Origin of the sequence: Flavobacterium sp. LHD-80, assembly GCF_030929605.1 — a bacterium.
GTDB lineage: Bacteria > Bacteroidota > Bacteroidia > Flavobacteriales > Flavobacteriaceae > Flavobacterium.
Genome location: NZ_JAVFVS010000002.1, coordinates 318117 through 344149, shown reverse-complemented (window position 1 = coordinate 344149; position 26033 = coordinate 318117). Strand labels below are relative to the sequence as shown.

Genomic DNA, 26033 nt, shown 5'->3' with positions numbered 1-26033 from the left:
GTTATATTTTATTTCTAAGTTAGATTAAATTTACTGTTTTCTTTGGCAGATAATACTTTTGAAACCTGTTCAATTCTTTCCGCAATTGTGCCACTGAGCATATGATATTTAAGATTTCTTGTATTTAGATCGTCAATTATTATTTTTTGAAATTCTTTTCTTTTCACATCGCCAGATCTGTCCCAAGTATCATCATAAGGAATATCGGTATCACAGACAAAAATAATATCGTGTCTGCTTTCGGCTATTTTTGCTAAATCTTCCAAAGCAGGAAGCGCGCTTCCATGATAATCTAGAGAAAACAAATACGTTGTAATAGCATTAGTATCAGAAAAGAGGATTTGATTGGATTGCAAAATCAAAGCATCTTCTCTTTCAATATGAGTTTCTGCAATTTTTAAAAGATCTTCTAAAGTAAGTCTTTTATTTATTTGATTTTGTTCCCAATATTCTCTGCCATATTCGGGCATCCATTGCGTGTTAAAATGGATAGCTAATTGTTCTGCCAAAGTCGTTTTTCCAGTCGATGGCGCACCAAGCAATACCACTTTCGTAATCAAATCTCTATATACTTTAGGGTGTAAAAATTCCTTGTTCTTAAAGGAATCATTTCTGATTTTTGTAGCTGATATTGGAATAACATGCCGACTTATATCAACCTGTCTGTTCAAAGCTTTCAGTGCAATACTCATGTGTTCTCCATAAGGCTCACTTGAATAAAAATGTGAGACTTTACGGCCGTCTAAAATTTTTAAGACATAATCCTCCTGAATTTTCATAATTTCAGCTGTGTATCCGCTGTCGTTAGGTGAATTATCGCCTTCAATAACTGTAATTTGCGGATATATTTCACGAATCCAACGCGCTCTTATTGATAACGGAATATTGATTATAGGATCATCGTAAACGAGCACGATCAATTCATCAACTTCTTTAATAGCAGTTTCTATCATTAGTTGATGGCCTTTATGGAAAGGGGCAAATTTTCCCAATGTCAATCCAATGGTAGGTTTAACTTTCATAAATAAATTCTTGATTGTATGCTTTTTTCCATTCGAAGTAACCAAATATCGCCATAATCAAAAAAAGCACATACAATACTGCTGTAAAATACAACTCTTTATAAGCATATACGCCAATGGCAACCACATCGACTGCTATCCAAAAAAACCAAGATTCTAATACTTTAATGATCATCAAATATTGAGCAACCAAACTTGCAACCATTATAAAAGCATCTATATAGGGGCAAGATGCATCCGTTCGAGTATCCATAAAATATCCAACTAAAATCGACATAAAAACCGTTAAGGCAATCCACAGAATTCTTTTAGTTAACAAAGAAACACGCAATGTATCTTTATTGGCACCGCCATATTTCCAACTGTACCAGCCGAAAACCTGCAGGAATATGTAAATAACATGCAAAATCATATCTGAATATAATTTTGATGTGTAGAAAACAAAGCAATATATCATCACCTGAATTAAACCAAAAAGCCAGCACCAGATGTTTTGTCTGATTGTAAAATAAACGGCTAAAAAACCGAAAATTGCGCCAAAAATTTCTAAAACTTTATCCATAGTAGTGGATAAAGATAAAATAATGAATTGAACTTTTAGAAGATAAATTATATTTTTTAAAACCCTATTTACTGAAATTTTTATTATAATAAAAAAACGCTAAACCATACAGTTTAGCGTTTTTTGATGTATTTTTTAGAAGATGTTCTTATTTCGATTTTGTACTTTTTGATGCTTTAGAATCACCTAAATTAAAGGTAACCTTTTCGATTTTTCCAGTAAACTCAAACGGAAGCTTGTAATTAAAATCTACCGGAGATCCAGTGTCCATTCCTACATCAAGACCTTCGTTAAGCGAAATTTGAATTGGAATTGTTCTGTCCAGATGTTCCTCGGCAACTTTTTTATCATTTACTAAAATTGAAACTGTTGCGCCTTTACCTCTTTCTTCTGCTTTACCTTCATATTTAAAATTGACTGTCAGTTTTACTTTTCCTTTTGGCAAAGCCTCTTTTCCTGTAACCGTTGGCCGTTCTAGAGCTAAATTATTATAAACAAAACTTGGTTTTCCGTTTTGCACATAAAGCCCATAACCTCCCACTAAACCGCCGTGCGTCACAATCATTCCCTCTGCTCCATTTTCTGGAACAACAATATCTGCCGTAACCGACCATGATTTATTTAAGACACGTGGCGCAGCTTCATTTGGCAAACCAATTTGACCGGAATAATATGTAAAAGTAGCTGCATCACCAGCAAGCGTAGGTCTTCCCATTAATTCTCCGTTGAGCCTTTCTACAGCCCTCCAATCTAGTGGAAGTACGTTGTATTTTGATGCTTCTACCCACCATAAGTCTTGCATTTCTCTAAGTTTTGCAGGGTTTTGCGCCGCAATATCATTTGCTTGGCTAAAATCTTCGTCGACTTTGTAAAGTTCCCATTTTTGTTTATCAGGATCAAATGCACCACGATTCGGATTCCAAGGTGCAAATGACAATGCCGAAGCCATCCATCCGTTATGATAAATTCCTCTATTTACACCCAACTCAAAATATTGCGTAGTATGTTTCTCTTTTGCCTTGGCATCATTTAATGTATAAGCAAAACTAACTCCTTCAATTGGGCTTTGCTGAATTCCATTCAAAACTTCAGGCGGTGTAATCCCGATAACTTCATAAAGTGTCGGAACAACATCTATTGTATGAGTGAATTGGCTTCTTAAACCTCCTTTATCTTTGATTTTGTCTGGCCATGAAATAATCATTGGGTTTCTTGTTCCTCCAAAATGGCTGGCTACTTGTTTTGTCCATTGAAAAGGAGTATCCATAGCCCAAGCCCATTCTGCCGTAAAATGATTAAAATGTTTAGGTCCGCCAAGCTCATCTATAACTTTAAGATTGTCCTGCCATTTTTCAGATATTCCGTTAAAAAACAGATTTTCATTAACTGAACCTTCTAGCCCTCCTTCGGCACTGGAACCATTATCACCTGCAATATAAATTATGATCGTATTATCTGCATCTGGCAATTGTTTAACAGCATCAATAACTCGGCCCATTTCATAATCACAATGCGAACCATAAGCTGCAAAAACTTCCATCATTCTAGCATAAAGCTTTTTCTGATCTGCATTTAATGAATTCCAAGCTGGCAGACTTTCTGGTCTTTTGGTAAGTTTTGTATCTGGCGGAATAACACTTAATTTTTTCTGTCTTTCAAAAGCCTGATCTCTGTATGCATCCCAGCCCATATCAAATTTGCCTTTAAATTTATCTATCCAATCTTGAGGCGCATGATGAGGTGAGTGCGCAGCTCCAGGAGCGAGATATAAAAAATAAGGTTTGTCTGGCGCAATCGATTTTACTTTTCGGAGCCATGATATGGCATGATCTGCAAGATCAACTGTCATGTGATAATTTGGATCTTTTGAAGCTGGAACAAGATTACGGTTTTCATATAAAACTGGATTCCAATGATTCATGTCACCCGCATTAAATCCGTAGAAATAATCAAAGCCCAAACCGTTTGCCCAGCGATCAAACGGTCCAGCTTCACTGGTTTCCCAAGCTGGCGTATTGTGATTTTTACCAATCCAAGCCGTCATATAACCATTTTGACGAAGCACTTCTCCAATTGTACCGCACGAGCGAGGAAGCACGCATGTATAACCATCATATCCGGTAGCAGTTTCTGAAATCACTCCAAAAGTTGCCGTATGATGATTTCTTCCTGTAATAAGTGCTGCACGCGTTGGACTGCAAAGTGCCGTAGTATGAAATTTATTATAACGAATTCCTTCGGCCGCCAATTTGTCCATTGTAGGCGAAGGCACACCACCGCCAAAAGTGCTAAACTGTCCAAAACCTGAATCATCTAATAAAATCAAAACAACGTTTGGCGCTCCCTTAGGTGCTTTAACAGGTTGCGGAAACTGAGGCGGATCTGATTCTAAATATGTTCTTCCAACATATCCAGGGAAATGAAAATCTGGTAATGGCAGTACTTTCGGAGTTCCTGGTTTCTCTTTTTCTTGTGCTGCAATACTATTTGAACTGAAAATTAAGAATAATAAAACAGCAGTAATAATGCATATATATTTCAGTTTTCGAACTAAATATAAAGCTGAATTTAAAGTGGTATTTGTCTGCATAGGTTGAAATTTTAATAGACTTTAAATTTACAAACAACTATTACACAGATATTTCAAACTTTGTTTCAAATTATAACTTGAAACAACCTTCCTGAGTATAACATTATCGCGTTTTCATAAATAATCTAACTTTATATTGTGTACATCAAAACTCCCAGTAACTTCTAAAAATCAAAAAAATGAAAAAATATTTCTTACCTTTTTTTGCATTTGCAGTACTAACTATTAGTTCATTGATTTCTTGTAAAAAAGAAACCCAGATCAATAATACGGTAGATACTGAAAAAAAAGATACTATTACTTCAGTTTCTTTGCCCTCTGGTCCTGTTCCAAATACAAACATGACACCTGAATATATTAAAACCCTGGCATCAAATATTTATTTGTGGGCTTGGCCAATGGTCAATATGCACAATAGAAAATTGATGTTCGAGAAACTCCCTTATCCATTACTGAATAAAGGTGTTCTTGCTGTAGGGTCAATAAATCACCTCGGAATGCTTACTGATTATGTTAATCCGTTGGAAAGAGAAGTTGCCTGCCCTAATCAGGATGTGGTATATGGCGGTTCGCCTATCGACCTTAGTAAAGATGCTGTTGTTATTCAGGTTCCAGATTTTGGAGATCGTTTTTGGGTATATCAGGTTTGCGATCAGCGTACAGACGGTTTTGCAGAACTTGGAAAAATGTACGGAACAAAACCGGGATTTTATCTGTTGACAACAAAAGACTGGAACGGAAAAGTACCAGATGGAATCACCGCTGTCTTTAAATCTGCAACTGCATTTGGAATGGTAATACCGCGTGTTTTCCAGTCTGATGATCCTGCGGATAAAAAAGCGGTTCAACCAATAATCAGTCAAATAAATGTTTATCCGTTGAGTGATTTTGATGGAAAAATGAAAATCACAGACTACACAAAGCTTCCTTCAACGCCGCCAGATAAAGAAGTTTCTAAACACGAAACATTATATGTAAATCCTGAGGTTTTCTTTGACGAACTCCCTGTGGTTTTAAAAGAAGTTCCGCCTTTTAAAGGCGAAGAACAATGGTATGCACAAATTCAAGCTTTTCTAGATGCTATTGCTAAAAATCCTGAATTGAAAAAGATTGCGAAACAAGCCGGAATTGATGCCGAAAAAAACCTAATAGAACCTCTATTTCAATTTCAAAACGTAGGTTACCCAGTTAAATACAATTGGACAACACAAAAAAATGGTGCCGGTTTCGGTGTTGATTATTTAACCAGAGTGGCATGTGCTAAATCGAATATATTTGTAAACAAACCAAATGAATCTAAATACTTTTATCAGGATTTTGATGAAAACAAAGGAAGACTAAATGGAAACAATAAATATACGATCACTTTTGCAAAAGGCGAAACACCTCCAGTAAAAGGTTTTTGGTCACTTACCTTATATGATGAACATCACTTTTTTTCACCAAATGAACTAAAACGTTATTCATTAGGCACAAAAAACAAAGGATTAAAATACAATCCTGATGGTTCACTTACATTATACGTTCAAAATGTAAAACCAGATGCCGACAAAATCAACAACTGGCTTCCTGCGCCTAAAGGTATTTTCTCTTTATATGTAAGATGCTATTGGCCAGAACAAAAAGTTTTAAGCGATCAATGGACACCACCAGCAGTAGTTAAATTATAAGAATTCAAAAATTTGAGCAAATTGTAAAAATCGAATAAGTCATCTATAAACCAAAAAATTATGCTCTTGTCAAAAAAAAGATTTTTTCTGTTTTTCAGTATCTTACTATTGCAACACATATATGCTCAAGATGCACCTTACACAATGGGATTTATCCCAGCATCTATTACTGAAGGAGATGTTGAGTTTCCCTTATATGACAAATGGCATTTAAGCGGTCAAGCCGATTTTCAATTGGTAACCCAAGGTTCCTATACAACCAGCAATCCATTTGCTTTTACACAACGTGTAGTAGTTAGACCATGGATAAAATATTCAGGTTTTAAAACTGTAAAATTGTGGCTGGGTTATGCTCACAATCAAAAATATGCTGTTGAAGAAGCCGGAAATTACGAAACACTTGAGCAAAGATTGATCGTAATGGGAACTTTTTCACAAGAAATGCCAAAAGGGACCATCTTTGAGCAAGTCCGTTTTGAAACTAAATTTTTTGATGATCGAAATGGAGTTCATCAAACTATTCCTCGAATCAGAGCAAGATTTGGTGTTAATCATTATCTGGCTGGAAATGGAAAGCCTTTGTTTCTAGCGCCAAATATTGGTTATTACGCAGAATTGATGCTCAAGTTTGCCTCAAAAGATTATGCCGAAGAACATTTTGATATTTTTAGAATGTCAGTTTATTATTCTGCCGGAATTACAAAAAACATACATTTCTTGGCCGGAGTAATCGGTCAAATGCAATTACGCACAAATGGAAATCAGTTCGATGTTTATTACGGTCCAGTTTTCTCAATGAAATACAGCATTCGTCCAAAAGAAAGAGAAACATTTGACAGCGTTGATGGTGGCGCAGATTAATAATATTGCAACACAATAAAATTTTAAAGCAAAAAGTATATCGTTCTAAGTTTCAAAGATCTTTTTTCACAAATCATCATTTATTATGACCGATGCATCTCAATTTCGAAGCTCCATTTTCAGACATCTCGATGGTTTAGCTACCGCTCCAGTTGCTATAGCGTTGAAAAATCATGCAGTTTTAGAATTTATCTTGGATAAAAAACAACTAGAGCTAGCAGAACTTGTAACAGCTTTTAAAGCAAATGAAGGCTATTTGAATGTTGGTTTGAGAATCTTGGCTTCTCAAGGTTTTTTAGATTACGAAGTCAACAATAGCACGCAAAAAATTACCATTTCAGTAAACAAAAAGACTGAAATTGCCTTTTCAATGTTTCATCTTTATGAAGATGTTGTTAATTTGCTTCAGTTTTCTGGCCAATTTCATCCTCGTCTTTTTGAAGATGCTCCATTTGAAAAATTGGATTTAATTTTCGAAAAATATAAAAAAAATTATGATATTCTTCCTTCCAATGATCCGCTTACAAATAGTATACAGGAACAAATTTTAAAACATATTGAAGGTTATTTAATTGGCCCTACGATCGTGCGTTTGGCAATGAAGGGAATGTTTCATAAATATTTCATGGAAACCTCTTTTAAACCCGAAGAATTTCATAAATCGCCAGAAAATTTCAAAAAAATATTAGACTTTTTTGCCCACCTTGGATGGTTTACAGAAAAGAAAGGCAATTATCAATTTACAGAAATGGGATTGTTTTTTGCAAAAAGAGCAAGCGCATACGGTGTTACTGTCTCTTATTTGCCAACATTTGCTAGAATCGAAGAATTGTTTTTTGGAAATCCAGCCATTCTCTGGGCGATAAATGAAGGCGAAAACGAAATTCATGTAGACCGCGAAATGAATGTTTGGGGAAGCGGCGGCGCACACGATACTTATTTTAAAATTGTCGATGAAATTATAATCAAACTTTTTAATCTGCCAATTGAAGAACAACCAAAAGGAATTCTCGATATGGGTTGTGGCAACGGTGCTTTTCTGCAACACATTTTTGAAGTAATCGACAGACAGACTCTCAGAGGAAAAATGCTTGATAAATATCCGCTATTCTTGGTTGGAGCCGATTATAATCAGGCCGCTCTTAAAGTAACAAGAGCAAATCTTATAAAAGCGGATATCTGGGCAAAAGTAATTTGGGGAGACATTGGACGTCCCGATTTGCTTTCTGAGGATTTAAAAGAAAATTATAATATTGACCTGAGAGACTTGCTGAATGTACGCACTTTTCTAGATCACAACCGAATTTGGGAAGATCCTAAACACATCAATAAAGACAGAATAAGCAATTCGACTGGCGCATTTGCTTTTAGAGGAAAAAGAATCAGCAACAATTTAGTCGAAGACAATCTTTTGGAACATTTGCAAAAATGGTCGCCTTATGTTTATAAATTTGGGCTTCTTTTAATTGAACTGCATACCATAAATCCGAAACTTACTGCCCATAATATAGGCAAAACTCCCGCAACAGCTTATGATGCAACTCATGGATTTTCGGACCAATATATCGTAGAAATAGATGTCTTTAATAAAATCGCTGCAGAAGCTGGTTTATTTCCCGATAAAGCATACTTCAGAAGATTTCCAGACAACGATACTGCAACAGTAAGCATTAATTTACTGAAAGGCAACGGTTTACAGCTATAACAAATAAAAAACCTCCAAAACTAGAAAGCTTTGGAGGTTTTTATATGGTATGAAATGTATTACATTGAATCGTTGAATTCGTGTAATGATTTCAATGTACTTTCATAAAACAAAATTGCCGCGATAAGGTTTCCTTTATCTGAATATGGCATCATTTTTCTTTGAAACTCTACAGTAGTATCTAAGAATGTTGTAGTTCCAACTGCTTGACCATCTAATACTTTTTTGTGCTCGGCGTCATCTGGAATACCTAAGTCTGACATTGTAACTCCTGGTTTAGTAACCAAAGCGATGTAAGGAAGAGTTTTTACTAAAACTTTAATACGCTCAATGTACAATTCCAAAAGTTCTCCTTTTTGCATACCGGCCAATTCTTTTTGATCGTGGTATTTACGGATAATAGCTGTTGTACTGATAATACTTCTTGGAGCATTTTTAGCCTGTGCTGATACAGCTACAGTTGCCATGAAGCAAAGGAAACTTAGTAAGAAAATCTTGCTCTTCATTTGTTAGTAGATTTGGTTAATTGGATGGAAACAAAAATATATAAATTAACTTAAATTGCAACTTTATTAAATTCTTTTTTGCAATTAATTTTTCATTTTAGCGATTGTGTAGGCAAATTATTACATTTAACTTAAAAAATCAATATCAAATTATTAAGATTTGATTATTCTAAAACGGCCAGGGTATTTTATCCAAATACTTTTTTTATTGCCGTAATAGTCCATATAGTCTTCGCAAACAAATACTGCATGTGCTGTTGACCACGCTACAACACCGCAAAATTCACTTCCAGATTCTCTTTTTAATTTTTCTATTTGTTTGCCTTTTTGAAATCCTAAATATTTGTAGATCGTTGGCGTATAAACTTCACCGCTTTCTAAATCTTCCAAAGCTCTGTCAAAAGTATCTTCTTTATCAATAATCTGTTTGTATTTTGCCATTACGGCATAAGTCAATATTGCGTATTCGATAATTTTTTCGTTCTCGCAATTATCTTTGATGCAGACAAAATCAGCTGAGATTTTTGCTTTGCTTATTTCTTCACTATTAATATTGAAAGATTCATTATTCTTCAAGGTTATCTTTTGCAGATTATCATCTATTTTTTCGGTGACAAAAAGGTTGTCTAGTCCATAAATATTTAAAGAAGCCTTAATAAAAGCAATCGATGAACAGTTTGTGCGTTCTCCTTGCTTAAAACTTTCGAATATTTTATCTGAACTTAATTGCGCGTAAGAACTTGACCAGACAAACATTAAAAATAAAAATATTGAAGTAACAGATTTCATTGTCTTTAAATTTTATAATTGCTTCCCAAATAATCTTTGGGCAAATATAGTTTTACAAATCTATAAAAATCAGTTTATAGTTGAGAGAAAATCTTCATTCATATATAAAATCACTGAATATTTGCGTATAAGTACCTGATAATCTTATGCTATTTTTAAAAATCTTAAAAACTGGGGATAAAAATAGCATTAAAAAGAATATCTTTATATTGAATTTAATATAAAAATACTTCATAATATTGAAATCGATTATATGGAAACAAATACACTAATTCAGACTGAGGCTTGGGTAATTTCGTTGTTGCTTTTTATATTAATGCTTGTTTCATGTTTTATAGGACAAAAAATTGGCAAGTATATTCGAAACAAGAGACCTGCTGAGGAAAAATCTGCTGAAACGTCTTCTCTTATTGCGTTGCTATTTTTTTTATTAGCCTTTACTTTTGGCATGAGCAGCGACCGTTACGATTCTCGCAGAAAAATAGTTGTAGAGGAAGCAAATGACATTGGTACTGCTCTGTTGAGAAGTGATTTATATCCTGATTCAACAAGAACGGCATTCCGAAAAGATTTTAGAGATTATGTAGAAGTAAGAATATCTTATTATGAAACTGGGGCCAATTTAAAAGGAATTTTAAAAGCCGACAGTTTATCACAGATAATTTCTGCAAAACTTTGGAAAAGAGCATCAAATCTTTCTAAAGACCCAAATCATCTTGCTGCAACACAACAAATGATACCCGCTTTAAATGCCATGATTGATGTTGCCAGTTCTCGACTTGCTGGCGAAAAAGCAAAAGTACCGCAAAGCATTCTGGTAATGTTATTTTTCTTGTCGATTATAACAGCATTTTACAGCGGTTATTCAGAAGGGCGAAATGGCAGAATTGATTGGCTGGTTCAAATTGGTTTTTGTCTTTTAGTATCTCTAGTTGTATTGTTTACAATGGATTTAGACCGACCTCGCAGAGGCTTTGTAAATCTTGACGTTCCCAACCAAACTATTATAGATTTAAGAAAAAATTTTGAGTGATTTCTTTAGTAAAAGAAACTTCATCGTATAAAAAAAAGGGATTATTTCATTTATCTTGAAATAATCCCTTTCCTTTTATAATGCTAAAAATGATTTAAAACTTAAACGTCACATTTGCTGTTACACGTGTTGGATTTTGTGCTGCAAGTCGGTATGACCAATACTTTTCATTTGTCAAATTGTCAACCTTCAAACCAAGTCTGTATCTTGGCTGATCGTAAAAAAGAGACGCATCTAGAACAGTATACGACGGAATTGAGAATTTGAACGTCGTCGTATTCGTCTGATAATATTCGCTTCCGTAGATACCTCCAAAACCAATTCCTAAACCTTGCGCGCGACCTGTAACAAGTCTGTAACTTGCCCATAAGTTAGCTGTTGTTGGAGATCCAGCGGTAGTTGGCCTTAAACCTTGAACACTGGCATTGCTCTTTTCGTATTTACTGTCGTTATATGTATAACCTGCCACAATATTTAATCCTGAAATTGGGTTGGCAATAAATTCTGCTTCAAAACCTCTACTTACCTGAGTTCCATCCTGAATTGAATAGTTAACATGATCCGGATCATCGCGTGTAATGTTTGTCACAGCAATATCATAATAACTAAGTGTTGCCGATATTTTGTTTAGATCAAATTTAAATCCGCCTTCCCATTGATTCGCTTGATTTGGTTTAAACGTATTTCCATAGAAATCAGAACCTGAAACGTTGCTGAAACCATTCATATAATTACCAAAAGCGGCAACTTTATCTTTTACAATTTGATAAACAACTCCAAATTTTGGCGAAACAGCCGTCTGATTATAATTTCCTGCGATCGAATCCTTGCTAGGGTAATACGTTCCGTGATTCTCATATTTATCAATACGAACTCCACCCATTACCAATAATTTATCGGTTACATTTAATACATCCGAAACATACGCGCTATACGTATCTTCGTCATTTGATACAAAATTTGTATAAGTAGCATTGGCAAACATTGGCTCTACTTTTTGGAGCGTAAAGTTATCATAAGCCGCACCAGGCTTTTTATAATTCATTGCCGGCATATTAACGATTGCATCATTTCTTGTAGCGCGCAAACTGTAAAAATCCAAACCAGCCACTACTCTATTTTTAAGCTTGCCAATATTAAATTTTCCAATAAAATTTTGCTGAATATCAGTTCCATAAAATGGTGAATCCTGATTGGTTACCTGTTGTCTTAACGTTGTAGCCGATCTCATTTGCAAAGCCACAACATAACCTTCAGACGATGATCTTGTTCTTGACAAAATAGTTTGAGACGTCCATTCATCAGATATTTGATACTTTAATTGTGCAAAAATATTATATTGCTGACTTGTATAATTGATCGTATTATTAGCAAAAGATAATTTATAAGGAATATCAAGTGCCTCAATACTGCTTTGTGTATTTGCTACTACAAAAGGAGCCAATCTGGTTGGCGAAGTTGCTTTGTACAAACTAAATTCGGCATCGATTAAAAGCGTTAATCGATCATTAATTTGGTAGGAGAAACTTGGTGCAAAAGAAAAGTTTTTGTTGAATCCTGCGTCCTGAAAACTTCTTTCGCTATGCAGTGCGGTATTAATTCTCAATAAAGCAGTTTTATCTTGATTTATTGGCGTATTCACATCAAAAGTCAATCGGTTAAGATCCCAGCTTGCAGCAGAATAAGAAACTTCGCCTTTAAAAGTATCAAAAGGCTTTTTAGTAACACGATTGAACAATCCGCCGAAAGATGATAATGTGCTTCCAAACAGCGTTGCAGATGGTCCTTTGATAACTTCAATACGCTCTAAATTTGAAGGATCGATTGTTGTATAGGTAAAACTTCCAACACCGTTTCTAACTACTTGTGGCGTAGGAAAACCTCTTGAAATTGAAGTAGTACGTCCTTGGTTTCTAACTTCGGCGATACCTGCTCCCGGAACATTTTTAAAAGCACTGTTGTAATCTGTTACAACCTGTTCTTTCATTAATTCTTTGCTGACAACGATATAAACCTGCGAGTTTTCAATGTTTTTCAAAGGCATTTTAGCCACATCGATACTTTCTTTTTTCGCAAATCGGTTTCCTCCTGTTCTAATCACAACATCATCTAAATTTTCAATCGATGAATTTACTCTGATATCAATAGAAACTGATGGTGACTGATCTGTAAGTTCTACCGTTTCTAAAGAAGATTCATAGCCAGGCATTGAAACTTCTAAAGTATATTTTCCAAATGGAACTTTTTTAAATTCATAACTACCAGCTGAATTGGTTACAGCGGTTTTATTTATTTCGACCAATTTTACTAAAACGCCTTGACCAGCATTTCCTTCATTAGTAATTACACTTCCAGAAATTTGTCCTGCTGAAGCGGTTTGTGCCTGAAGAAATCCAAAATTAAAAGCAATAAAAAACAGCATAATTGCTGTTTTGCTTCTTAAACTGGATAATTTTATAAAAGAGGAAATTAAATGTAATGCTACTTTCATATTATTCTTATTTATACTTATTCTAAATTAAAGCGCAAAAGAACAATATAAATTTGAAAATATCAACTGATGAATGTTATTTTTTCAGAAAAAAAACAACCTAAATAAATTTATAAAACACACGAAATCGTAATAGTTTCTAAGCTAATTATTATTTGGACTGTTTCTAAAATACCGTTATATTTGCCCGCATCATCTTAAAATTCTGCACAAGGAATTACATCTTTTTTATGATTTCAAAACAAATTAAAAATACAGCGCGCCAAATTCATTTATGGCTTGGATTAGCAACCGGAATTATTGTTTTCATCATCAGTATTACCGGCTGTATTTATGTTTTTGAAGAAGAAATAAGAAGTTTTTCAAAAGAAGAAAAATTATATGTTCCAATTCAGGAAAAGCCTTTTGTTGGACTTGAAAAAATTGTTAGTAATTTTCAGAAGCAATTTCCGAAAGACAAAATTACTTCGATCAAAATCAATCAAAAAATTCCGAATGCCGCTGTAGAACTTTCGACAAAAAAGAAAACCTACTTTTTTAATCCCTATGACGCTGCTTTAATTGGCAATGAAAAACAAGATTGGCTAACAGTTGTGAGAAAACTGCATACCGAACTGCTTTTAGGCGAAGCGGGAAGTTTTATACAACGTTGGGCAGTTGTAATTTTTGCATTGATGCTTATAACCGGTTTAATTTTATGGTTTCCGCTGCAAATAAGATCATTGAAGCAATCTTTGACTATTAAATGGAAAGGTACTTTTAAACGCGTTAATTATGACTTGCACAATGTATTAGGTTTTTATGCTTCCTTTTTTTTGATTGTAATTGTGTTTACGGGTTTATTTTTTGCTTTTAAAGAAGTTAAAAATGCGGCCGCTTTTGTTACAGGCACAAAAATTAATGAAGGTCGAGAAGTAATAAATGAACCAATTTTAGAAAAAGAATCATTAGCAGCTCGTTACGACAGAATCTATAAAACTGAAAACAAGAACTATCCAGGTGCAAATACCGTAACATTTTCAATAAAAAAGGGCAAAGAGTTACGATTAAGAATGCTTTACCCTTATAAGTGGTCACGAAAACAAAATACATTTTATTTTGATCCAAAAACGGGTCAAATGCTTCGCTATAAATTGTACGAAGATTTTAATACTGCTGATACAATCGAAGCGTCTAATTACGATATTCACACAGGAAGATTCTTTGGTTTATTTGGTAAAATCATCGCTTTTCTGGCCAGCTTGATTGCCGCGAGTCTGCCAATTACTGGATTTATTATTTGGCTGAAAAAGAAGAAAAAAACAAAGAAAAAATCTCCAGCAAAAACGGTAAACAAAAAATTGAATAAGGCAATCGTTTAAGATTATCTTACTCGGAATTTATCGCTTTTAAGCTTTAATTCCATAAAGAAAAATTCTTTTAAAGGCATAAATAGCAGGAAGTTTAGGAAAATTAACCGCTATTTTTTCTTTAAATGCATCCACAAAAAGTTGCTGTTGATCTTGTTGAAAAAGCTCCATGTACGGAATTAGAGCTGAGCCTGAAATAAAATCAAAAAGCGCATCATGATTTTGAGCGATTATTGGATACACTTTCGTCATAATTTGAATATCTTCAAGATTTCCTTCAAACATTATTTGCGCATATTCATCCATACTCAAAACAGGTGAATCTCTTTTCCAACCTTTTAAATAACTTTTAAATGGTTCTTCATCGGCCAATTCGTAGAGTAATTTATTCAATGTATTTTCTTTTTGAACCGGCATTTGAACTGCAAACTGTCCGGCAGAATTCAGCGAATTAATCAACTTTGGAAATAAAACTTTATGATCGTCTGACCATTGCAATGCTGCATTGCTAAAAACCAAATCCCATTTTTATCTGAATTTGCAATGTCTTCAATTGTTGATTGTTGAAAATGAAGATTTTTTGTCTCAAAAGCTTTCGATTTAAAAAGCATTTCAGTCGAAGAATCCACTCCTAAAAAATTGATCTGCTTAAATTTTTCGGCTAAAAAAATAGACTGCTCCCCTGTTCCACAACCTAAATCAATGGCGTTTCCAGAAGCAATCGGTTTTATAAGCTCCGTCAAATCAACGAAAGGCTTAAATCGAATGTCTTTAAATTTATTATAGATTTCAGGATTCCAAGGCATGATTGTTTCTGTTTTTATAAATTTAAGAATATCTCAAATTATTTACAACCCTTTTTTAGCATCATACGGAATATATTGATCCCATTCCCATGGCGTATAGGTATCTGCAATTCCGGTTTCTAGTAAATATTTTATTATGCCACTTGTAGGGTAACTGTTAGACATTATAAGCATTCCAATTCCTTTTTCAGGGTAAACAATGCTGTAATTTTGAAAACCAGAACCCTGTCCTTCTTTAAAAGCACCAACGCCGTATGGTGATTTCAAAACGCCCCATCCCAGACCGTAGGAAAGTTCAATTTTGTCATTCCAATTTCCATCTTCCAATGCTCCAGGGCCAAATTGGTTTTTAGAATGAATCCGAATCTGCGGACTGAACATTTCCTTATATGATTTTGCTTTCAGAATTTTTTTGTTCAAAATTGCAGTAATAAACTTGCTATAATCTTCAAAAGTTGTTTCTAGCGTTCCTGCCCCTCTTGGCGCATTATCTTTATCTTTTTCCTGTTTTTTTCCTTCTGTATCATATCCGTAGGCGTAATCTTTTTCAAATTGCGGTTGCCATTTATAACTGGACGAAGTCATTCCGAGCGGTTTGAATATCTTTTCTTGAGCCAAATCTTCTAAAGGTTTTCCGGTAATTTTCTCAATTACAACCTGAAGATACGTTAAACCTTCTCCTGAATAACTATAACGAGTTCCCGGTTCAAATTTGATACGTAATTTTTCATCCGATTCAAACCAGCGCCAATTTGGGAATCCGGCAGTGTGATCAAGACACATTCTGGCAGTTACTTTTGTATATTGCGGACTGTCTTTCAAATCTTTATAATCTTCATGCCAAACTTTATGTTCGTACTCATAAATTGGTTTTGGAAGATAACTTTGAAGTGGTTTATCTAAATCTAAAACTCCTTCTTCAACCAGTTTTAATACCAAAACCGCAAAAACCGCCTTGCTAAATGACGCGCCGTATAAATTGGTCTGCAATTGCAATTGCTTTTTATTTTCTACATCACTGTATCCAAAAGTTTTAATATAAACTGGTTTTTTCGAATTAAAAACAGCAACGCCCAAACCTTTTACGTCTCCGTTTTTCATTAGCTGTTCTATTTTTTTGGTAAGACTATCTGAAGAAATCGTGCTTCCGTCAAGCTTTTTTATTAAAACATAATTTTGTGCCGTACTTCCAACAATACCAGCGAAAAAAATAATTAATAACATTTTTTTCATTTTCAAGTGTATTAAATTATTTGTCGTTTTTAGATTGTCTTCTTTCCAAATTTTAAAATAAAAAACTTCTTCAAAATAAAATTTAGAAGCAAACAAACTGATTATAAACTTAATAGAAAATTTTACAAATTCAAAATCATCAAATATGTTCAAATTATAAAATGAGATGATAATTATATAACATTGCGCCAAAATCATGTAAACGAAAGGAAAATCTTATTTATACTTTCATAGATGAATTAACACCAAAAATTCTGAATTCTATGAAACATTTTTACTTCAAAATACGCACTGTTGGTTTTTTAATTTCGGTTACAAAATACAGCTGTGTTCCCCATTTCAATCTCGAAGATTGCACACGCGCAAATAATGATGCATTTAATTATCAGTAAGCGCCAAAATTGATTAATAAATTCACCGATTTATTTTTTTTTAAGTTTTTTGAATTGACCTCTATTTCACCAAAAAAAATGCGATTCAAAAAATTATCATTTTCTACTTAAACCAAAAACATATATGATTTATAAAAATATACTGCAAATTGACGATGATGTTGACGATTGCGAATTTTTCATGGAAGCGCTACAGGCCGTCTCAGATGCTGATTATACGGCAATGCACAACTCAGTTGAAGCGCTTAACAAACTAATTAGTCAAGAGCTTAGTCCAGATATCATATTCCTTGATTTGAACATGCCAATCATGTCAGGTTTTGAGTTTTTAACGGCAATTAAGGCGCAAAAACTCATTCAAGATATTCCGGTTGTTGTTTTTTCTACATCTCAATTTGAAGAAACAAAACTAAAAGCCAGAAGTTACGGTGCAAAAGAATTTATCTCGAAACCTAGTGATTTTAATGAACTAAAGAAAATTATAAGTGATTTCACGATATAGTAAATTTTTCAAAAATGCAAAATATGCCCATTTTCAAATAAGTTGTTTTTTATTGTTTAATGCGGTTTTCTTAAGAGAAAAACAATGAAATTATCCACGCAAATAATTTTAGCCTTTACGTTTATCATTTTGCTTTCTGCTGCAGATTCGTATACTAATTACAGACTGTCGTTGAAGGTAAATCAAAACTCTCAGTTTCTTTCAAAATCAGAAGCCGTAATTCGCAATTCAAATAAAACACATAGGGCCATTTTACAAATGCAAAGTGCTGTAAGAGGTTATTTATTGACTAGTGACAGTACTTATTTAGCTCCTTATTATAGTGGTATAGAAAAAGTACCTGGTTATTTTGTAGAACAACATACGCTTATTGACAGTAATCAGATTCAGTCTTCGATTTTAGATTCGATAAGTGTTCTTCACGGTGAGTGGCTCTCATTTACTTCTGAATTAATTAGAGCAAGAAGAGAAAATGCGGTAGCTTATCAATATCTTTTAGAAAATAAATTCAAAAAGCATATTGGAAAAAACATCAACGATTCTATTGCCCAAAAGTTTAAAACATTTGATAAAATTGAATACAAAACGCGCACCCATCATAGCGAAATGCTTTTGCATTCTTTAAATAATGCCAGAAACTATTCGTTGGTATTTTTAACGCTCACCATTTTTATCGGAATATGCAGCACGGCTTACATCGTCATGATGATTACAAAACGAATCAATTCGATGGTACGTGTGGCTGATACGATTTCGAAAGGCCGTTTTACCATTGTTCAAGATTATAAAAATGATGAACTGAGTGCCCTTGCATCATCTTTAAATATAATGTCGCGCCGTCTTGAAAAAAATATTCAGGAATTGGAAAACAAAAATGAAGAACTCAACAAGTTTGCCTACGTCGTTTCGCACGATTTAAAAGCGCCACTTCGAGGAATTTACAATGTAATCAGCTGGATTGAAGAAGATTTGTCAAGCGAACTCTCTCCTGCTCTTAGAAATTACTTGAATATTATTCCGAAAAGAACACAGCGCATGGAAGCTTTGATTAACGGGCTTTTAGATTACGCCCGAATCAACCGTAAAACTTCTCCCGAAATTGTTGATACAAATGCACTTGTTCATGAAATTGCCCAATCAATAGTTCCGAGAGAATTTAAACTTGAAATAATTAATCTGCCAGAACTTGTTACAGAACGCTTAAAACTCGAACAGCTTTTTTCAAATTTAATTAGCAATGCGGTTAAATATTCGAAACCTGAAAATCCATTTATCGAAATAAAGTGCATAAAAGTGAACAACATTTATGAGTTTTCAGTAAAAGACAACGGAATTGGAATTGATGAAGAATACCACCAAAAGATATTTGAAATTTTCCAAACGCTCCGAGAGAAAAACGAAATGGAAAGTACCGGCGTGGGACTTGCCATTGTCAAAAAAATCATTGACGACCAAGGAGAAACTATTCATGTCGAATCAAAATTAGGTGAAGGAACCACATTTACTTTCACTTGGCGAAATAACAAACAGTATGAGAAAGCCTAATATTTTATTAATTGAAGATGATGAGCTAGACACGATATCAGTAGAACGTTCACTGAAAAAGCTGGAGATCAAATATGATCTTCATACTGCATATAATGGTCTAGAAGCACTTCAAATGCTACGAAAAACTGACAATCCGCTAATTCCAGATGTTATTCTGCTAGATATTAATATGCCAAAAATGAACGGAATTGAGTTTTTAAGAATCCTTAGAGCGGACGAAAAACTAAAAGATTTAAAAGTATTTATAATGACAACTTCGTCTGAAAGCAGTGATCGTGAAACTGCCGAAAACTTAGGAATTTCAGGATACATAATAAAACCGCTGAATTATACAGACAACACAAAAAGATCAGATTCCATGGATGCTTTCGTGCAATTTCATCTAAGGAAAATTTTATTGAATGAAAACGTGTAAAAACAATTGTTAATTATGAATTGTTAATTGTAAATGAAAAATCAAAAACTCACATTAACAATTAATAATTGACAATTCACAATTATCAATTCACAATTATCAATTCACAATTATCAATTAACCTCCAATCGCCAAAAAACTAAACCTGCTGCAACGCCACCAATTATGAAAAATAAAATTCACAAAAATAAAACGCCAAAAAATGACGTGCTGATTGCGCTGCCTGTTATTACAGAAGAACAAACAGCAGAACGCAAAAGCAAGAAAAATAAAACCGAAGAATCAATTCTCAGTGATGCCGAATTTTTGAAGATTTTGCTGAAAGTCAAAAACGGTAATTTTTCGCAACGTTTTCCAACGGATCAAGATGGAACAAAAAGAGCGATATGCGACACTCTAAATGAAATCATTGACCTGAATGAAAGAATGGTTTTTGAATTTCAAAAGGTTGGGAAAAGCATTGGTAAACAGGGAAAATTAACCAATCGCGTGGTGCTTGACGGTGCGCGTGGTTCATGGAGTTCTTGCGTTGATTCGGTAAATACTTTGATTTCGGATCTGGTTCACCCAACGATTGAAATTGCGCACGTAATTACATCGGTTGCAAAAGGGAATCTTTCTCAGGAAATGCCTTTAGCTATTGAAGGAAATCCATTGCAGGGGGAATTTCTTAGAATTGCCAAAGAGGTAAACGGAATGGTGAAACAGCTGAACCTCTTTTCGATGGAGGTTACGCGTGTGGCGCGTGAAGTTGGTACCGAAGGAAAATTGGGAGGTCAGGCAAAAGTGCGTGGTGTTGGTGGTGTTTGGAAAGATTTGACCGATTCTGTAAATAAAATGGCGAGTAACCTTACTGGTCAGGTGCGTAACATTGCCGATGTAACAACCGCGGTGGCAAAAGGAGATTTATCCAAAAAAATTACCGTTGACGTAAAAGGAGAAATCCAAGAATTAAAAAATACCATTAATACGATGGTGGATCAGCTGAACTCTTTTTCTTCTGAGGTTACACGTGTGGCGCGTGAAGTTGGTACCGAAGGGAAATTGGGCGGTCAAGCACAAGTAAAAGGTGTTGGTGGAACTTGGAAAGATTTAACCGATTCGGTGAATCAAATGGCATCGAATCTTACCGGACAAGTACGAAATATTGCCGATGTAACAACCGCGGTAGCAAAAGGAGATTTATCTAAAAAAATTACCGTTGACGTAAAAGGAGAAATCTTAGAGTTAAAAGATACAATTAATACCATGGTGGATCAGCTGAATTCCTTCTCTTCTGAGGTTACACGTGTATCACGTGAAGTAGGTTCTGAAGGAAAACTGGGAGGTCAGGCAAAAGTGCGAGGTGTGGGTGGAGTTTGGAAAGATTTGACCGATTCTGTAAACCAAATGGCCTCCAACTTAACCGGACAAGTACGTAATATTGCCGAGGTTACAACTGCCGTAGCAAAAGGCGATTTATCTAAAAAAATTACTGTAAACGTTGAAGGAGAAATCCTTGAACTAAAAAATACCATCAATACCATGGTGGATCAGCTAAACTCATTCGGTTCTGAGGTAACTCGTGTGGCGCGTGAGGTAGGTTCTGAAGGAAAACTGGGTGGTCAGGCCAAAGTAAAAGGTGTTGGTGGAACATGGAAAGATTTAACCGATTCGGTGAACCAAATGGCATCGAATCTTACTGGACAAGTTCGTAACATTGCCGAGGTAACGACGGCCGTAGCAAATGGAGATTTATCGAAAAAAATTACAGCGGTCGCCGAAGGAGAAATCCTTGAATTGAAGAAAACCATCAACACGATGGTGGATCAGTTGAATTCCTTCTCTTCTGAGGTTACCCGTGTGGCACTTGAGGTTGGTACAGAAGGAAAATTAGGCGGTCAGGCAAAAGTAAAAGGTGTTGGTGGAACGTGGAAAGATTTGACCGATTCTGTTAACCAAATGGCATCCAACTTAACCGGACAAGTACGTAACATCGCTGAGGTAACAACAGCAGTGGCAAAAGGCGATTTATCGCGCCAAATTACGGTTGATACTAAAGGAGAAATTCTAGAGCTTAAAAATACCATTAATACAATGGTGGGGCAGCTTAACTCATTTGCTTCCGAGGTAACTCGTGTAGCGCGTGAGGTTGGTACCGAAGGAAAACTGGGCGGACAAGCACAAGTTGAAGGTGTTGGTGGAACATGGAAAGATTTAACGGATTCGGTAAACCAAATGGCATCGAATCTTACTGGACAAGTTCGAAATATTGCCGAAGTAACAACTGCGGTTGCAAAAGGAGATTTATCACTCCAGATTACGGTTGACGTAAAAGGAGAAATCTTAGAGTTAAAAAATACAATTAATACCATGGTGGATCAGCTTCGAGGCTTTGCTTCGGAGGTTACAAGGGTTTCTCGAGAAGTTGGAACAGAAGGAAAACTGGGAGGACAAGCTAACGTTCCCGGAGTTGCAGGAACCTGGAAAGATTTAACCGATTCGGTGAATCAAATGGCTGGAAACCTTACTGCTCAGGTTCGTAATATTGCCGATGTGGCGATTGCCGTTGCAAATGGAGATATGTCCCGAAAAATTACAGTTGACGTGCGCGGGGAAATTCTTCAATTAAAAGAAACCTTGAACACAATGGTGGATCAGCTTCGTGAATTTGCCTCAGAGGTAACTCGTGTGGCGCGTGAAGTTGGTACCGAAGGAAAATTGGGAGGACAAGCCAATGTACCCGGAGTTGCTGGAACTTGGAAAGATTTAACAGATTCGGTGAATCAAATGGCGGGTAACTTAACCACTCAGGTTCGTAATATCGCCGAGGTAACCATTGCCGTTGCCAACGGAGATATGTCGAAAAAAATTACGGCTGACGTTCGTGGAGAGATTCTGCAATTGAAAGAAACCGTAAATACGATGGTGGATCAGCTTCGTGCTTTTGCTTCCGAGGTAACTCGTGTGGCGCGTGAGGTTGGAACTGACGGAAAACTGGGCGGACAAGCCTTCGTTCCCGGAGTTGCTGGAACTTGGAAAGATTTAACGGATTCGGTTAACCAAATGGCATCGAACTTAACTGGCCAGGTTCGTAATATTGCCGATGTAACCAAAGCCGTTGCAAATGGCGACCTTTCAAAACAAATTACCGTTGACGTAAAAGGTGAAATCCTCGATTTGAAAAACACTTTCAACACGATGGTGGAACAGTTGAATTCGTTTGCTTCTGAAGTAACACGTGTAGCGCGTGAGGTTGGTACCGAAGGAAAATTGGGAGGACAATCGGAAGTAAAAGGTGTTGCCGGAACTTGGAAAGATTTAACGGATTCCGTTAACGTAATGGCGTCTAACTTAACAGGTCAGGTTCGTGGAATTGCGAAAGTTGTAACTTCTGTTGCAAAAGGAAACTTAAAACAAAAATTATCAATTGATGCAAAAGGCGAAGTAGCGCAATTAACTGATACCATCAACGAAATGATTGATACGCTCGCCACTTTCTCTGATCAGGTAACAACAGTTGCCCGTGAAGTTGGTGCGGAAGGAAAACTGGGCGGACAAGCGAATGTTCCAGGAGCTTCGGGAACTTGGAAAAACTTGACGGAAAACGTAAATCAGCTAGCGGCGAATCTTACTACGCAAGTACGTGCGATTTCTGAAGTGGCATCGGCGGTAACACAGGGAGATTTAACGCGAACAATTGGTGTTGAAGCAAAAGGTGAAGTTGAAGCACTTAAAGACACTATTAATCAAATGATTTATAATCTTAAAGCAACCACATTGCGTAATCAGGAACAAGACTGGCTGAAATCGAATTTAGCTAAATTTACGCAGATGCTTCAAGGTCAAAAAGAACTTAATGCCGTTACAAAAAAGATTCTTTCAGAACTTGCTGCCGTAGTAACTGCACAGCACGGACTTTTCTATATTTTGGAAGAAGACGAAGAATTCATGGACTCAAAACTGAATTTAATTGCTTCATATGCTTACATCAAACGTAAAGATTCAATGACGCAATACGCAATGGGCGAAGGACTTATTGGTCAGGTTGCAATCGAAAAAGAGCGTATTATTTTAAGTAATGTTCCTAAAGATTACATCCGAATTAATTCGGGTCTTGGCGATGCAAAACCACAAGACGTAATTATTCTTCCTGTTCTTTTTGAGGGCCGACTTAAAGCGGTTATTGAATTGGCTTCTCTTGATACGTTTAATCAGACACACTTAGATTTCCTTGAAGGTTTGACAGAAAGTATCGGAATTGTACTGAATACGATTGAATCGAATTCAAGAACTGAGGAATTATTGGTACAATCTCAATCTTTGGCAAGCGAGTTAAAAAGTCAGCAGGAAGTATTAAAAAACACCAACGAAGAATTAGAAGAAAAAGCCATTCTGCTAGCCAATCAAAAAGAAGAAGTGGAACTTAAAAACCAAGAGGTTGAGGTTGCGCGAAAAGCTTTGGAAGAAAAAGCAGATCAGCTTACATTGACTTCAAAATACAAATCGGAATTCCTGGCGAATATGTCTCATGAGTTGCGTACACCTCTGAACAGTTTACAGATTTTAGCCAACGAATTAATCGCCAACCGCGATGGAAATTTATCCGAAAAACAAATTCAGTTTGCCAAAACCATTAATTCATGCGGTGATGACTTAATTCAGCTGATTAATGATATTCTGGATCTTTCTAAAATTGAATCTGGTTATATTTCTGTCGATTATAACCCGATTAGTTTTGCCGAAATCAGTCGATTTGTGGAGTCTACCTTCAACCCTATTTCGCAGGCAAAACATCTTAATTTTGAAATCTTTATGGATGCGAATCTTCCTGAAGTAATGGAAACCGATTCACAGCGACTAAATCAGATTCTAAAAAATCTTTTGTCTAACTCCTTCAAATTCACTGAAAAAGGTTCGGTTAAACTGAATATTTATAAAGCTGATAATAACTGGAAAACCAAAAATACAAGTCTAGAAAATGCTGAAGCTGTAGTCGCTTTCGAAATTTCGGATACTGGAATCGGAATCTCAAAAGAAAAACAAAACATCATTTTTGAAGCCTTTCAACAGGCAGAAGGCTCTACAAGCCGTAAATATGGAGGAACTGGTTTAGGATTATCGATCAGCCGTGGTTTATCTGACTTATTGGGAGGAAGCATCGAATTAGAAAGTGATACTAGTATTGGAAGTAAATTCACCTTGTTTTTGCCTCTTAAATTTGTTCATATTGCTGAAATTGAAGACATCAGCGTCAATGAAGAAACAAATGTGCTACACGCCGGAAAAAGCCGCTTAAAATCACTTCCTTCTTCAAGTTTCAACAAGTCGGATATTGATTTGTATTTTGCTGATGAAGTTGGAGACGACCGTGGAATCATAAAACCAGACGACAAAGTACTTCTAATTGCTGAAGACAATTTGACTTTTGCCAAAATTTTACTTGAAAGAGCGCATCAGCATGATATTAAAGCTGTGGTGACTACTAAAGGAAATGATGTAATTGACTACATCAATCAGTTTCAACCTCATGCGATTACGATGGATCTAAATATGCCGGATACGAGCGGTTGGAAAATTTTGGACCGATTGAAAACTGATTTTACGTTGCGCCATATTCCAGTATATATTATTTCTGGCGAAGATGAAAGAAACAAAGGTTTGAAACGCGGTGCCCGAAACTTTCTCGTTAAGCCAGTCAAAAATGATTTATTGACGGCACTTTTTAACGACATTCATGATTTTAAAAATAAAAAAGAGAAGAATTTATTAGTCGTTGATGATAATCAAGCCGAATTAAAAAGAATTGTCGAAGCCGTTGAAGGAGATGATATTTCGATTTCGACTGCTTTGACCGCAAAAGATGCAGTTGAACTTATTAAAGAAAAGTCATTTGATTGTATTATCTTAGACTTAGTACTCCCAGATGCAGATGGATTAGATTTATTAACTGATCTTGAGAATAATATCAACGGACAGGAAACCGCAATTATTATTCATTCTGCCGGCGATGTAAACAAAAAACAGCGTAGCAAACTCAGCCGATTTGCGCACAGCATTATTACAAAAAGTGCTACATCAATTGATGAATTAGTTGACCAGACTGCCCTATTCCTGCATCGTGTACACAAAGATTTGCCGGAAAGCATGAAACAACTCATTGAAACTTATTATTTAAAAGAAGATGTTCTCATCAATAAAAAAGTACTTTTGGTAGATGATGATGTTCGAAATTTATTTGCGTTGACAACAGCTTTGGAACGTTTTGGATTAGACGTTATTAGTGCCGAAAGCGGTCATGAGGCTATTGAAATTTTAAATCAGAATGCGAAAATGGATATTGTGCTGATGGATATCATGATGCCAGAAATGGACGGTTATGAAACCATGAAAATCATTAGACAAAATGCCAGACATAAAGACCTGACTATTATTGCCGTTACCGCAAAAGCCATGAAAGGAGACAGACAAAGATGTATAGAATCTGGCGCGTCTGATTATATCACGAAACCGGTTAATGTTGAACAATTATCTTCGTTAATGAGGGTTTGGTTAAAATAATATTTTAAATAAAAATCAA

18 protein-coding genes are annotated in these 26033 nt (G+C 35.4%); 9 read left to right on the top strand and 9 right to left on the bottom strand.

Annotation, left to right across the window (positions count from 1 at the left end; translation table 11 throughout):
- Nucleotides 1–14: 14 nt before the first annotated feature.
- From RB619_RS04405 to RB619_RS04395, 3 genes are all read right to left on the bottom strand, one after another.
- Nucleotides 15–1022: an AAA family ATPase gene (locus tag RB619_RS04405; RefSeq protein WP_308094655.1), complete on the bottom strand. Its 1008-nt coding sequence runs from the start codon at nt 1020–1022 to the stop codon at nt 15–17.
- Nucleotides 1012–1584, bottom strand: a complete 573-nt coding sequence (gene pnuC / locus RB619_RS04400; RefSeq protein WP_308094653.1) for a nicotinamide riboside transporter PnuC — start codon at nt 1582–1584, stop codon at nt 1012–1014. The genes RB619_RS04405 and pnuC overlap by 11 nt, the downstream gene beginning before the upstream one ends.
- A gap of 148 nt (nt 1585–1732) precedes the next feature.
- The gene (locus RB619_RS04395) at nt 1733–4174 is read right to left on the bottom strand and encodes an arylsulfatase (protein ID WP_308094651.1); all 2442 of its coding nucleotides are present in this window, start codon (nt 4172–4174) and stop codon (nt 1733–1735) included.
- A 179-nt stretch (nt 4175–4353) separates the two neighbouring features.
- Between RB619_RS04395 and RB619_RS04390 the strand changes: the two genes are divergently transcribed.
- The 3 genes from RB619_RS04390 to RB619_RS04380 all read left to right on the top strand — a co-directional run bounded on the left by RB619_RS04390 (nt 4354) and on the right by RB619_RS04380 (nt 8410).
- Nucleotides 4354–5844 (top strand): DUF1254 domain-containing protein, encoded by a 1491-nt coding sequence (locus RB619_RS04390; protein ID WP_308094649.1) that lies wholly within the window; start codon nt 4354–4356, stop codon nt 5842–5844.
- Between the two features lie 66 nt (nt 5845–5910).
- Nucleotides 5911–6705 (top strand): DUF2490 domain-containing protein, encoded by a 795-nt coding sequence (locus tag RB619_RS04385; protein ID WP_308094647.1) that lies wholly within the window; start codon nt 5911–5913, stop codon nt 6703–6705.
- An 85-nt stretch (nt 6706–6790) separates the two neighbouring features.
- Nucleotides 6791–8410, top strand: a complete 1620-nt coding sequence (locus RB619_RS04380) for a class I SAM-dependent methyltransferase (RefSeq protein ID WP_308094645.1) — start codon at nt 6791–6793, stop codon at nt 8408–8410.
- Nucleotides 8411–8469: 59 nt separating this feature from the next.
- On the opposite strand, the gene RB619_RS04375 is transcribed toward RB619_RS04380, so the two are convergent.
- Nucleotides 8470–8916 (bottom strand): hypothetical protein, encoded by a 447-nt coding sequence (locus RB619_RS04375; RefSeq protein ID WP_308094643.1) that lies wholly within the window; start codon nt 8914–8916, stop codon nt 8470–8472.
- 153 nt (nt 8917–9069) lie between these two features.
- Nucleotides 9070–9705 (bottom strand): hypothetical protein, encoded by a 636-nt coding sequence (locus RB619_RS04370; RefSeq protein ID WP_308094642.1) that lies wholly within the window; start codon nt 9703–9705, stop codon nt 9070–9072.
- Between the two features lie 253 nt (nt 9706–9958).
- Between RB619_RS04370 and RB619_RS04365 the strand changes: the two genes are divergently transcribed.
- The gene (locus RB619_RS04365; protein ID WP_308094640.1) at nt 9959–10738 is read left to right on the top strand and encodes a hypothetical protein; all 780 of its coding nucleotides are present in this window, start codon (nt 9959–9961) and stop codon (nt 10736–10738) included.
- Nucleotides 10739–10832: 94 nt separating this feature from the next.
- Here RB619_RS04365 and RB619_RS04360 read toward each other — a convergent pair whose 3' ends face one another.
- Nucleotides 10833–13229 carry a TonB-dependent receptor gene (locus tag RB619_RS04360; protein WP_308094638.1) on the bottom strand — a complete coding sequence of 799 codons (2397 nt, stop codon included), beginning with the start codon at nt 13227–13229 and terminating at the stop codon, nt 10833–10835.
- A gap of 230 nt (nt 13230–13459) precedes the next feature.
- Between RB619_RS04360 and RB619_RS04355 the strand changes: the two genes are divergently transcribed.
- On the top strand, nt 13460–14590 hold the full coding sequence (locus tag RB619_RS04355; protein WP_308094636.1) for a PepSY-associated TM helix domain-containing protein: 1131 nt from the start codon (nt 13460–13462) through the stop codon (nt 14588–14590).
- 27 nt (nt 14591–14617) lie between these two features.
- On the opposite strand, the gene RB619_RS04350 is transcribed toward RB619_RS04355, so the two are convergent.
- Genes RB619_RS04350 through RB619_RS04340 form a run of 3 tightly spaced genes read right to left on the bottom strand, consistent with a single transcriptional unit; the run spans nt 14618 to nt 16617 of the window.
- Complete coding sequence (locus tag RB619_RS04350) at nt 14618–15097, bottom strand: hypothetical protein (protein WP_308094634.1); 480 nt, start codon at nt 15095–15097, stop codon at nt 14618–14620.
- Nucleotides 15034–15384, bottom strand: coding sequence for a methyltransferase domain-containing protein (locus RB619_RS04345; RefSeq protein ID WP_308094632.1), 351 nt, complete (start codon nt 15382–15384; stop codon nt 15034–15036). Before RB619_RS04345 ends, RB619_RS04350 begins: the two co-directional genes overlap by 64 nt.
- A 42-nt stretch (nt 15385–15426) precedes the next feature.
- Nucleotides 15427–16617 carry a serine hydrolase domain-containing protein gene (locus RB619_RS04340; protein WP_308094630.1) on the bottom strand — a complete coding sequence of 397 codons (1191 nt, stop codon included), beginning with the start codon at nt 16615–16617 and terminating at the stop codon, nt 15427–15429.
- A 516-nt stretch (nt 16618–17133) separates the two neighbouring features.
- Between RB619_RS04340 and RB619_RS04335 the strand changes: the two genes are divergently transcribed.
- The 4 genes from RB619_RS04335 to RB619_RS04320 all read left to right on the top strand — a co-directional run bounded on the left by RB619_RS04335 (nt 17134) and on the right by RB619_RS04320 (nt 26014).
- The gene (locus RB619_RS04335; RefSeq protein ID WP_308094626.1) at nt 17134–17511 is read left to right on the top strand and encodes a response regulator; all 378 of its coding nucleotides are present in this window, start codon (nt 17134–17136) and stop codon (nt 17509–17511) included.
- A gap of 84 nt (nt 17512–17595) precedes the next feature.
- Nucleotides 17596–19056 (top strand): ATP-binding protein, encoded by a 1461-nt coding sequence (locus RB619_RS04330; protein ID WP_308094624.1) that lies wholly within the window; start codon nt 17596–17598, stop codon nt 19054–19056.
- On the top strand, nt 19043–19474 hold the full coding sequence (locus RB619_RS04325; protein ID WP_308094622.1) for a response regulator: 432 nt from the start codon (nt 19043–19045) through the stop codon (nt 19472–19474). Before RB619_RS04330 ends, RB619_RS04325 begins: the two co-directional genes overlap by 14 nt.
- A 165-nt stretch (nt 19475–19639) precedes the next feature.
- Nucleotides 19640–26014 carry a HAMP domain-containing protein gene (locus RB619_RS04320; protein WP_308094620.1) on the top strand — a complete coding sequence of 2125 codons (6375 nt, stop codon included), beginning with the start codon at nt 19640–19642 and terminating at the stop codon, nt 26012–26014.
- Nucleotides 26015–26033 lie beyond the last annotated feature (19 nt).